The organism is Rhodococcus sp. NPDC080181 (genome assembly GCF_040702225.1).
Taxonomy (GTDB): domain Bacteria; phylum Actinomycetota; class Actinomycetes; order Mycobacteriales; family Mycobacteriaceae; genus Rhodococcoides; species Rhodococcoides fascians.
This window is the reverse complement of the sequence record NZ_JBFBKN010000037.1, coordinates 25,795-36,374: the sequence shown is the minus strand read 5'-3', so window position 1 is coordinate 36,374 and position 10,580 is coordinate 25,795. Positions and strand designations below refer to the sequence as shown.

10 protein-coding genes are annotated in these 10,580 nt (G+C 65.5%); 5 read left to right on the top strand and 5 right to left on the bottom strand.

Features of this window, described 5'->3' with window-relative positions; all coding sequences use genetic code 11:
* The first annotated feature begins 211 nt into the window (after positions 1-211).
* The 4 genes from AB0O58_RS25085 to AB0O58_RS25070 all read left to right on the top strand — a co-directional run bounded on the left by AB0O58_RS25085 (position 212) and on the right by AB0O58_RS25070 (position 3,896).
* The gene (locus AB0O58_RS25085; RefSeq protein WP_366238946.1) at positions 212-1,474 is read left to right on the top strand and encodes a DUF6745 domain-containing protein; all 1,263 of its coding nucleotides are present in this window, start codon (positions 212-214) and stop codon (positions 1,472-1,474) included.
* 68 nt (positions 1,475-1,542) lie between these two features.
* Positions 1,543-1,998: a hypothetical protein gene (locus tag AB0O58_RS25080; protein WP_027494677.1), complete on the top strand. Its 456-nt coding sequence runs from the start codon at positions 1,543-1,545 to the stop codon at positions 1,996-1,998.
* 139 nt (positions 1,999-2,137) lie between these two features.
* On the top strand, positions 2,138-3,469 hold the full coding sequence (locus tag AB0O58_RS25075) for an MCE family protein (RefSeq protein WP_283541776.1): 1,332 nt from the start codon (positions 2,138-2,140) through the stop codon (positions 3,467-3,469).
* A 67-nt stretch (positions 3,470-3,536) separates the two neighbouring features.
* Entirely contained in the window at positions 3,537-3,896 is a 360-nt protein-coding gene (locus AB0O58_RS25070) for an STAS domain-containing protein (RefSeq protein WP_283316119.1), read from the top strand.
* Here AB0O58_RS25070 and AB0O58_RS25065 read toward each other — a convergent pair.
* Both AB0O58_RS25065 and AB0O58_RS25060 read right to left on the bottom strand, forming a co-directional pair.
* Positions 3,873-5,033 carry a SpoIIE family protein phosphatase gene (locus AB0O58_RS25065; RefSeq protein WP_363797231.1) on the bottom strand — a complete coding sequence of 387 codons (1,161 nt, stop codon included), beginning with the start codon at positions 5,031-5,033 and terminating at the stop codon, positions 3,873-3,875. The two genes, AB0O58_RS25070 and AB0O58_RS25065, sit on opposite strands and share 24 nt — an antisense overlap.
* Positions 5,030-5,830, bottom strand: a complete 801-nt coding sequence (locus AB0O58_RS25060; protein ID WP_032400644.1) for an alpha/beta hydrolase — start codon at positions 5,828-5,830, stop codon at positions 5,030-5,032. The genes AB0O58_RS25065 and AB0O58_RS25060 overlap by 4 nt, the downstream gene beginning before the upstream one ends.
* Positions 5,831-5,886: 56 nt before the next feature.
* Here AB0O58_RS25060 and AB0O58_RS25055 point away from each other — a divergent pair, with 56 nt between their 5' ends.
* On the top strand, positions 5,887-6,969 hold the full coding sequence (locus AB0O58_RS25055) for an NAD(P)H-binding protein (RefSeq protein ID WP_052061570.1): 1,083 nt from the start codon (positions 5,887-5,889) through the stop codon (positions 6,967-6,969).
* 18 nt (positions 6,970-6,987) lie between these two features.
* Here the strand turns inward: AB0O58_RS25055 and AB0O58_RS25050 are convergent, their stop codons facing one another.
* The 3 genes from AB0O58_RS25050 to AB0O58_RS25040 all read right to left on the bottom strand — a co-directional run bounded on the left by AB0O58_RS25050 (position 6,988) and on the right by AB0O58_RS25040 (position 10,575).
* Positions 6,988-8,472, bottom strand: coding sequence for an amidase (locus AB0O58_RS25050; RefSeq protein ID WP_032400666.1), 1,485 nt, complete (start codon positions 8,470-8,472; stop codon positions 6,988-6,990).
* A 111-nt stretch (positions 8,473-8,583) separates the two neighbouring features.
* Entirely contained in the window at positions 8,584-9,759 is a 1,176-nt protein-coding gene (locus tag AB0O58_RS25045) for a 4-hydroxybenzoate 3-monooxygenase (RefSeq protein ID WP_032400643.1), read from the bottom strand.
* Positions 9,760-9,825: 66 nt separating this feature from the next.
* Entirely contained in the window at positions 9,826-10,575 is a 750-nt protein-coding gene (locus AB0O58_RS25040) for an IclR family transcriptional regulator (protein WP_032373531.1), read from the bottom strand.
* Positions 10,576-10,580: the final 5 nt, after the last annotated feature.

Sequence of the window (10,580 nt, the reverse complement as noted above, 5' to 3'; positions counted from 1 at the left end):
CGAAGGCCGACACATCACATGAAAGACAGCCATCGGCGTCAGAGCGGAAACGAGTCATACCTTCCACCTCGACGAACAACTCCAGTATCACTGAGTGGAAACTCGACCCCTGCTACGAACTTCCGCGCACGTGAGCAACCCTTGCGCTCGGCCGAATCTCGTGTCACTCTTGGTTCATGACAACAGGAAAGGCGGACACCGCCTCACCGAAGTGAGCGCCGTGCCGATGCCGTCGACATTCCCCCGTCGAGGCACATTCTCCGAAGATCCCGATTCCTACGCCGAAGACATTCGCGCGGTCTGTGCACAACGCGACCGGTGGCTCGATTACGGACTGAAAGCCGGCCCAGCCGACAGATCTGTCGCGGAACATGCTGTGGCACAACTGTATCGATCTGCCGGGTTCGACGAGCCCGAGTTCCATTGGGTGCCGTCGCCTCGGGCTGCAGCGACCTTCATCGCCGGCAGACACTTGGCGAGAACACCGTCGATATCCACCGCCGGTACCGAGGTGGACGCCGCGATCGCGACCATGTTGTCCGACTCCCGGCACCGCATGGACCGCATCATCGAGCGCCGCCACATCGAATGGCCGCGGGAAGACCGGTGGAGCACAACCAACGGCAGCAACGACTTTCGAGTCCGCGGTATCGTCGCCCGCGGTACCCCGATCGAGGCGGCCCTCGCCGGGATCAGCCCGGATCCCATCATCGACCGGACCGTCCGTGCGTCGTTGCACACCAGCCTGTTCGACGGAATTGCCACTGCCATCCGCACGACCACTCCCCGCCCGTTCGGCTCCATCACCTGGTACGGCCAACAAGAAGCCCATCGCGTCGCCTACTACGACGCTTTCCGTCGCCACGGCCTCGCACGGTTCTCTTTCGAGGACGTCGAACTACTCGACGTCCAAACCGCCCTCATCGAGTCGACGGGGTGGTGGTGGGCGTTCGAGAACATCGCAGTGATGGCCGAACGGCCCACCGCAGTACACGTCGAACCGTTGCCCGATTCGCCGCACGGTGAAGTGCGACTGCATAATTCGGACGGGCCGGCCGTGGAGTTCGCCGACGGCAGCGCGGTCCACGTACTGAGCGGCACCGTCGTTCCGAGCTGGGTCATCCACGACCCGACGGTCGACCGCATCACTGTCGAACGCAACGTCGAAGTGCGACGAATCGCCATCGAACGAATCGGCTGGGACACCTATCTGGAGCAGGCGGGCCTACGTCTTGTCGACGCCGGCCAGGATCCGGGGAACCCGGGCTGCACCCTGGAGCTGTACGCAGCACCGGAGGGCTGGCAGGACGGGGGACGAATTCTGCTCGCCGTCAACGGTTCCCGTGAACGCGATGGCCGGCGTCGCCGCTACGGCCTGCGGGTCCCCGCCGCCTTCACCTCCGCCATCGACGCGGCAGGCTGGACCTACGGTCTGGCCGGAGCCGACTATGCCCGGCTCCTCCGCCGTACGTGACTCCGCACGAACTCCATCGATACCCACACCACAACTACCCACCCCAACGACCAACCACAGGTGACCCCATGAACTCGAACATCACGCTGTCCACTCTCACCGACCGCACCGGTCTGGATGTCTTCGACTACCTCGACAAGGAGATATCGGTGCCCGTCGTCAACGGGTCGCAGGCCCAGGGAGATCTGATCGTCGTCCCGCTCGCCGTACTCGACGGCATCGTCGTCACCACCGAACGGACACGACACGAGACCGTGCCGTTGTCCGGCATCGAACTACTCCGCAGTGCGGCGGGCGGCAATCCGCACAGCCTCGTCGCCGACGGCCGCGGATGCACGTGGTCGAGTCCGGTGCACGACGTTCGACGCCTCGCTCTGGGCATCCTGAGCAACTCGGAGACCGCCTATCTCATTCACCCCGAACACGGGGCCACCGGAATTGCACCCGGCCGATACGTCATCGGTCGTCAGCGCGAACGCGGCGGAGACGGCTGGTTCTCGTCGACGCAACTGATCGCGGACTGACACACCGACCGAGTGTGATCTGTATCGCATCACCCGGGCACTGATAGGTGCATCTCAGAAGGGGCGTCGGAGCAGTAAGTGTGACTCTATGTAGCACTAAGGTTCGCGTCATGACTGCTGTTGTCGCACAGACCGTCGCATGACCGGCGCCCCTTCGCCGGTGCAGAACCGTCTCCTCGGAATCGCCCTCGTCGTGCTCATCGTCGTGTTCGTCGGGTGGAGTGTCACCTCGTACAACAAGACGTTCGTCGACGTCGTGACCGTCTCCCTCGAGACCGACAGCGTCGGCAACGCGCTGCCCCGCAACGCCGACGTCAAGGTGCGCGGCATGATCGTCGGCGAGGTCCGATCCGCCACGACCACCGACGGCGTCGTCACCTCGGAACTTGCGATCGAACCGGACAAGGCTCCGATGATCCCCTCGAACGTCACGGCCCGACTGCTGCCCAAAACACTGTTCGGCGAGCGGTACGTCGCGCTGATCCTGCCGGACGGCAAGCCCGGTTCGCCCATCACCGAGGGCACCGTGCTGAAGCAGGATCGCAGCGGAAATGCCATCGAGGTAGGGCAAGTGCTCGACGGCCTACTGCCGCTGCTCCAAGCCGTGCCGCCGCAGGATCTCTCGAACACCCTCGGCGCGCTGGCACAGGGGTTGAGCGGGCGTGGGGAACAGCTGGGCTCGACGATCGATCGATTGGAGAACATCTTCTCCGGACTGAACACCGAACTCCCCGCAATCCAGCAGGACCTACGCGGATTGGCCGATTTCTCCGAGACCTACGCCGACGCAGCTCCCGAGCTGATCAGCGCCCTCGACAATCTGCGGACCACCGGCAACACCGTCGTCGAGAAGCAATCCGCGCTCGCGACGCTGTACACGTCGGTGACGTCCGCCTCGAACACGACGGCCGGCTTTCTCGAGGCGAACTCGACGCAGCTGATCGGTCTCGCCGCGAATTCACGCGAGGCTCTCGAAGTGCTGGCCGAGTTCTCCCCCGCCCTGGGCTGCACGGTCGCGCAGTTCGCCGAAGGGGCACGTCGCGGCAGGATCGTCACCGGCGTCGGCGACGAGTACCCCGGCATCAACGTCTCGATGCCGTTCGTCAACCCCAAGGGTCGGTACCTGCCGAACCAGGACGAGCCACGGCTGTTCGAGCAGACCCGCGGACCGAGCTGCTACACCCCCCTCGACCGCAATGCGGGCGAGTATTTCCCGCAGTACCCGGGCGGCTCGCCCAACGACGGCTCGTACCAGGTACCCACCAGAAACCCGGGCGAGCAGAACATCCCGGTGCTCTCGGCTCCACAGCTCTCCCCCGTACCCGCCTCGTATGCGGGCTCGGTCACCGAGCAGCAGACCCTGGCCGTCATCTACGGCGGTGCCACCGGAATCGCACCGGAGGCCGTCCCCTCTTGGACCACGACGGTGGGCGCACCTGCGCTTCGAGGAACTCAGGTCACGCTCCGCTGACACCGCCTGATTGAATGGTCCGCATCCCCCGTCGACGAGCGCGGCGGGTAACGATTCAGGAGTACAGATGCCAGTCGACACGAACGCCGCAGGATTCTCGATCCAGTCCTCCAACGACGGGCGCGCGGCCGTCATCTCGGTAGCCGGCGAGCTCGACGTCACGACTGCCCCGGCACTGTCCGAGGCCATTGCCGCACAGACCGCGACCGGCCCGGCTGCACTGATCGTCGATCTGAGCGGAGTGTCGTTTCTGGCCTCGGCGGCCATGACAGTTCTCGCGACGACGCAACAGGAGCACGGCGAGTCCCTGTCGTTCTCGGTCGTGGCCGACGGGCCGACCACCAGCCGGCCGATCAAGCTGATGGGGTTGGATCAGGAATTCACCCTGCACGCCGACCTGCCGTCAGCCCTCGCTGCTCTCGGCTGAGTCGGGGGCCGGAGATACGCCGAGTGCCATCACGGCGGCGTCGTCGGCCAGACCGTCGCCGAAACTGCGCAGCAGCAACCGCAGATCGTCGACGATGGCTGCCGGAGTCGCCGGAGCGTGTGCCGTCGCGAATTCCAGGAGAGCACCGTCGTCGTCGTATCGGCCCCGGCCGACTCGTGCTTCGGTGAGTCCGTCGCTGTAGAGCATCAGGGTGTCCCCTGCTTCGAGCGTGACAGTCGCCGGAACGAAGCGAGCGTGCCGAAGAATTCCGATGAGCTGGCCGCCCGTCATCGGCACGTAGTGGGCGGTGCCGTCAGCCCGAAGGACCAGCGGTGGGGGGTGCCCGCCACTGGCCATCGAAACCTCGAATCCCGTGTCCGTCCGGCTCAGAATGCCGAAGACCGCGGTGCAGAACTGCGCGTTTGCATCCCGGAACTCTTGTCGTAGAACAGAATCCAGATTCTGCAGCACCGCAACAGGGTTCTCGTCGTACACCGCCGCCGCACGCAGGGTGTACCGCGTCAGCGACGTCACAGCGGCCGCCGCTGCACCCTTGCCACAGACGTCGCCGAGAAAGAACCCCCAACAGTCGTCGGACAACGGAAACAAGTCGTAGAAGTCGCCGCCCACCTCGTCGCGCGACGCTGCCCGGTAGTGCGCTGCCGCGGTCATCCCCGACGGCGGTAGCAGTGCAGGCGGCAACAGCGACCGCTGCAACGTCTTGGCCAACAATTCTGCTCGCGTGCGTGATTGGACCAGTTCACGCTCGTAGGTGCGGCGATCGCGAGCGTCGAGCGCGGTGATGCGGATCAGTACCGGCCGGCCCGCTGCGTCGATCTTGACGTTCGCCGTGATGAACACCGGCAACCGTCGACGATCTGCCGTCACCAGGTCCAGTGCGATGCCGTCGAGCTTGCCGTTCATCAACAGCATCGGCCCGAAGTGGGTCTCGAAGTGAATGCGTCCACCGACGGTGAGCAGCTCCCCGAAGTCGGTGCCGACCAGCGCGTCGACCTCGAAGCCCAGCCAGGTTGCCAGCGTCGAGTTCAGTCGCGCGATACGCATGTCGGGGCGCACGGACAGGTACCCGCATGGCGCATTCTCGTACAGGTCCTCGACGTCGAGGTCATCGATCACGACGGTCTCACGAAGTCCGCGATGGTCTCGGCCGTCAGTTCGGGTGCGGTGATCTGCGGGCAATGGCCACTGACGTCGAGCGTGATGCGGACGCTCCCCGGGATCTGTTCGTGCACGAACCGGCCGACCTGAGACGGTGCGAGCGAGTCGCGCGCACTGTCGATGATCAACGTCGGCACCGGTACTCCAGGCAGATCCGCCCGATTGTCGGACAGAAAGGTCGTGCGGGCGAACACCCGTGCGCAGGCCGGATCGGTTCGGCACACGCTCGCGGTCCACATGCTCTCGAGTTCGGGTCGATCGGGTGCGTTCACGACCACCGATGCCATCGATGCAGACCAACCGAGGTAGTTGCTGTCCAGCGATTCGAGCAGCTCGTCGATGTCCTCGGAACTGAACCCGCCGCGATAGTCGCCGTCGTCGATGTACCGGGGAGACGGAGTCAGCAGAATCAACTTGGTGAATCGATCGGGCGCAGCGGTTGCGGCCAGCACCCCCATCATCGACGCCACCGAGTGACCGACCAACGTCACGTCGGTCAGGTCGAGTTCCTGCGCTATATCGACGATGTCGGCGGCGTACGTGCTCATGTGGGCGTATCGCTCGGCGTCCCAGGCCGCCGGGTCCGATGCCCCGGCCCCCACATGGTCGAACAGGACGATCCGGAACCGCGAAGCCAGGATTTCGGTGACGCCACGCCACAGCGTCTGGTCGCAGCCGAAGCCGTGCGCCAGCATCACGACCGGGCCGTCGGCAGCTCCGACGACTTTCACGTTGTTCCTGATACGTGCACTCACCCGCACAGTGTGTCATCCGGCACCGGCAGCGGGGAGTGAGACCGCCTGGACGGGGTATGACCCCTGTCTACAGAAACGAGAATCTCATGCGAGTGCTGGTCACCGGCGCAACCGGATACATCGGATCTCGGCTGATCCCCGTGCTTCTCGAACAGGGCCACGAGGTGCACGCCGCGATGCGTGATCCGAAGAAGAAGTCGCGTTTCGCCTGGGGTGCGCATGTGACGGCAGTCCACTTCGACCTCGACGACCACGACAGCTTCGACTCTGCCACCGAGAACGTCGACGCGGTCGTCTACCTGGTGCATTCGATGGACGAAGGCGATTTCGTCGAGAAGGATCGCCATGCCGCGCAGTCCATGGCCGCCGCTGCGGAACGCAACGGGCTCCAGCGAATCGTCTACCTGTCCGGACTGATTCCCGACGACGGCACTCCGCTGTCGGACCACCTGCGCTCACGGCTGCAGGTCGAGGAGGCGTTCCTCGACAGTTCCGTCGATGCCACCGTCCTTCGGGCCGCCATTATCCTCGGCTCCGGATCGACGTCCTTCGAGTTGGTGCGACGCATGACCGAGCGACTGCCGGTGACGCCGATTCCGACGTGGATGCGGAGGCAGGTGCAGCCGATCGCCGTCGTGGACGTCGTCGCCATCATCGCCCGCGCCCTCGGCGATACAGCCCGTCCCGGATCGTTCGACATCGGCGGCACCGAGACGATGAGCTACCCGGAACTGCTGCAGGCGTACGGCAGCGTCGCCAGTCTGCGTCGGGCACAAATTCCGGTGCCACTGCTGCCGACGGGGTTGGTGGGCCGCGCGGTCGCAGTCATCACCGCGATGCCGCCCGGCACCGTGATCTCGTTGGTGGAGAGCCTCACCCACGACATGGTCGTGCGACGCGGTAATGCCGCGACGGAAGTGTTCGCAGAACCGGATACGACGTTGCTCAGCGTTCGGGAGGCCTTGGAACGCTCCATCACCGTGGCAGCCGAGGAAGGTACGGACGCACACGCCGATCCTCAGGCCGCAGCCGACACCGATCCCGACTGGGCAGGCGGAGTCGTCGACATCGTCGACGGCACCGTGCGACAGCGTCCGTCCGGCATCGCCGGCAAGGTCCAACTCGGCGCGACCCGATAGCCGATGTCGCTGTAGCTGTCAGCCGATGTCGCTGTAGCGATGGGCCCAGGGCACTGCTCGTTCCAACTGCGCCGCGAGTTGGACGAGCAGCCCCTCCCCGCCCAGCGGCGCGAGAAAGTGTGCGCCCATGGGCAGACCGGTGCCCGTCCAGTGCAGCGGAACCGACAGGGCCGGACGCCCGGTGACATTGGCGGTCTGGGTGTACGGGATCCACGAGATGTTCTCGTCGATCATCTGATCGACGATGCCGGTGTACTTGAGCATTCCCGCAGTTCGGCTGCGCAGCAACAAGTCCGACGCCAGCTGCAACGGCTTCGCGAGTTCGAACGCCCCGATCTTGGGCGGCAGCTCGGCCAGAGTCGGGGTCAGCAGTAGGTCGTACGTCTCGAAGTAGGTGGCCAGGGCCCGCACGTGCAGGTGACGACCTTCCACCGCATCGAGGTAGTCGATTCCGCTCGCGGATCGGCCGAGAGCGGCCATGATTCGGGTGTCCCGCTCGAATGCGTCGTCACCGCACCCGGTTCTGCGCTTGACCTCTTCCATTTCCCACGCGAGGTACGTGAACCAGGCGAGCAGGAATTCGCGATTGAGCGCTGCGTCGTCGAACGGCGGGGCCTCGAGCAGTTCGACGGTATGGCCCAGTTCGCCGAGCGTTGTCGCCGCCGATTCCATCGCAGCGATCGCCTCCGGGGCCGGCGACGGATTCACCGAGGTCGCGGCGTACATGCCGATCCGTAACGGCCGCGGGTCGGTGTCCATCCGGGACAGGAAGCCGTCGGGCGGCGGCATGGACGAGTATCCCGACGTCGGCTCACCACCGGCGAGGACGTCGAGCATCGCGGCGGTGTCTCGGACCGACCGCGACACCACGCCCTGCACTGCGGCCCCGTGCATCGGCTCGCCGAAAGTCGGTCCCGACGGCACCAGTCCACGGCCGGGCTTGAGCCCGACCAATCCACAGCACGCCGCCGGAATGCGAATCGAGCCGCCGCCGTCGTTCGCTCCCGCCACCGGCGCGATTCCGGCCGCGACCGCCGCAGCAGAGCCACCGGACGAGCCACCGGGAGTTCTGCTGCGGTCCCACGGGTTTCGAGCCGGTCCGAACACTGTCGGCTCGGTGATTCCCTTGGCACCGAACTCCGGGGTGTTCGTCTTACCGAAGATGACCAGGCCTGCGTCGAGCCAGCGCTGCACCACCGTGGCGTGTTCGGGCATCGGCAGCTCGGTGAGTGCACGTGAACCACTGGACGTGGGCAGCCCCGCGTAGTCCTGGGACAAGTCCTTGATCAGAAACGGCACCCCGGCGAACGGGCCCTCCAGCGTTCCGGCCAGCCGCTGCTCGGCCTCCTCGCGCATCGGGCGGACGATTGCGTTGAGCCCCGGGTTCACCGACTTCGCCTGCTCCAGTGCGCAATCGAGAAGTTCACGCGGAGTGACATCACCTGTGGAGACCAACTCGGCCAGCCCGAGGCCGTCGTACGTCCGATACTCGTCGATGCGCATGAAGTCACTGTAGATGTCGGTTGCCGCCGGAGGCACGAACTCGACGAGATCGCAGTTGTGCAGGCATTCGGGGCCGAAACAACCGCACAACTGCGAACTCGACGCGGACCGTCAGAAACCGATCGGCAATCCGGCGTAGTTCTCCGCCAGGCCCATGGCACCCGCCTCGCTGGAGGCCACCCATTTCAGTTGCGAGAGTTGCAATTGCGCATCGAAGGGGTCGTCGCCGGTATGCAGCATCGTCGTCATCCACCACGAGAAGTGGGTGCAGCGCCAGACGCGTCGAAGTGCGTCGTCGCTGTAGCTGTCGGCGGCGCGCGAATCGTTCCCCTTCAGCTTCTGCGCCAAGGCCGGCGCGAGCAGAGCCACGTCGGCTACCGCGAGGTTGAGGCCCTTCGCTCCGGTGGGCGGCACGATGTGCGCGGCGTCGCCGGCCAGGTACAGGTTGCCGTGTCTCATCGGTGTCTGCACGTAGCTGCGCATCGGCAACACGCTCTTCTCGGTGATGGGGCCGGGGTTCAGAGTCCACCCGTCCTGACCGTGACCGAGCCTGGTCGCCAACGCATCCCAGATGCGGTCGTCGGACCACGTGTCGATATCGGTTCCGTTCGGCACCTGCAGATACAGCCGGCTGACCGTCGACGACCGCATCGAGTGCATCGCGAAGCCGTCCTGGTGCCAGGCGTAGATCAGTTCGTCGGTCGAGGGGGCGACATCGGCGAGCACCCCGAGCCAGGAGTAGGGATAGACCCTTTCCCAGGTGTTGCGCACCGAATCGGGCATGGCCGCCCGGCTCGGCCCGAAGGAACCGTCGCATCCCGCAACGACTGTCGCGTCGATTCGCACCACGTTGCCCGACGCGTCGGTGAACGTGACGTAGGGCGCGTCGGATTCGACGTCGTGCAACGCCGTGTCCGAGACGTCGTAGTAGATCTGTTGGCCGGCCTTCTCGCGTGCCACCACGAGGTCCTTGGTGACCTCCGTTTGCCCGTACACCCAGACACTCCGGTCGACGAGATCTCGAAAGTCGATGTGGTGCCGCTCTTCCGGCCACTGCAGGTAGATGCCTCGATGCTCGTCGCCCTCGCGGTGCAGACGCTCACCGAGTCCGTGTTCGTCGAGCAACTGGACCGTCGAGTGTTCGAGGACTCCGGCCCGGATTCGGGAGAGCACGTATTCCTGAGTACGTGACTCGATCAGAATGGAGTCGATCCCCTGCTCGTCGAGCAGGTGGGACAGCAGCAGACCCGCGGGCCCTGCACCGATGATGGCAACCTGTGTACGCATGCATGCAGTAGACCCCGGGATTTCGAGCCGAACAAGACCGCACTTCCACTGAGTGAAAACGGCCGACTACCCGCCGAGACTGCGTCCGATTCCCTGGGCCGCAACCTGAAGTGCGGCAACCAGTCTCACTCGATCGCGGCCCAGCTTGGGAACCACGATTCCCAATGCGGCGACCACACCGTCGCCGGCATGGACCGGCACAGCCACCGAACACGCACCGAGTGTCATCTCCTCGACCGTCTGCGCGAAGCCCTCGCGACGCACTCGACGCAACTCGCTCTCCAGCTGCCCAGGATGCGTCACCGTGTACGGGGTGAGGCGATCCAGGGATCGCATGACCTGCTCCTGCACCTCCCGCGGCGCGTACGCCAGCAGCACCTTGCCGACGCCGGTGGCGTGCAGCGGCAGCCGAGCGCCGACGCGACTGACCGCGGGAACCGATGCGTGGCCGGCCAACCTGTCGAGATAGAGCACTTCGCACCCGTCGCGGATGGCCAGGTGCACCGTCGCAAGGGTCGCTCCGTAGATGTCGTGCAGAAACGGTGATGCGATGTCGCGAAGATCGGACTGATCGGGTGCGAGCAAGCCCAGCTTCCACAACCGCCTACCGACGACGTAGCGCCCGTCGTCGCCCCGGACCAACGCGCCCCACTCCACCAGTTCTCGCACCAGCCGATGCGCAGTGGCGATGGGTAGGTCGGCACCGGCGGCCAGGTCGGTCAAGGTCAGCGACGGAGCCTTCTCGTCGAACACACCGAGCAGGGCCAGCAGGCGCGCAGCCACCGAGACTCCGGGGTCCCGAGCATTGCCAGCCACCCCAA

Coding starts and splice junctions, on each gene's coding strand:
- AB0O58_RS25080 (WP_027494677.1), top strand. CDS start 1,543: ATGAACTCGAACATCACGCTGTCCACTCTCACCGACCGCACCGGTCTG.
- AB0O58_RS25075 (WP_283541776.1), top strand. CDS start 2,138: ATGACCGGCGCCCCTTCGCCGGTGCAGAACCGTCTCCTCGGAATCGCC.
- AB0O58_RS25070 (WP_283316119.1), top strand. CDS start 3,537: ATGCCAGTCGACACGAACGCCGCAGGATTCTCGATCCAGTCCTCCAAC.
- AB0O58_RS25055 (WP_052061570.1), top strand. CDS start 5,887: ATGACCCCTGTCTACAGAAACGAGAATCTCATGCGAGTGCTGGTCACC.
- AB0O58_RS25050 (WP_032400666.1), bottom strand. CDS start 8,472: ATGCGCATCGACGAGTATCGGACGTACGACGGCCTCGGGCTGGCCGAG.
- AB0O58_RS25045 (WP_032400643.1), bottom strand. CDS start 9,759: ATGCGTACACAGGTTGCCATCATCGGTGCAGGGCCCGCGGGTCTGCTG.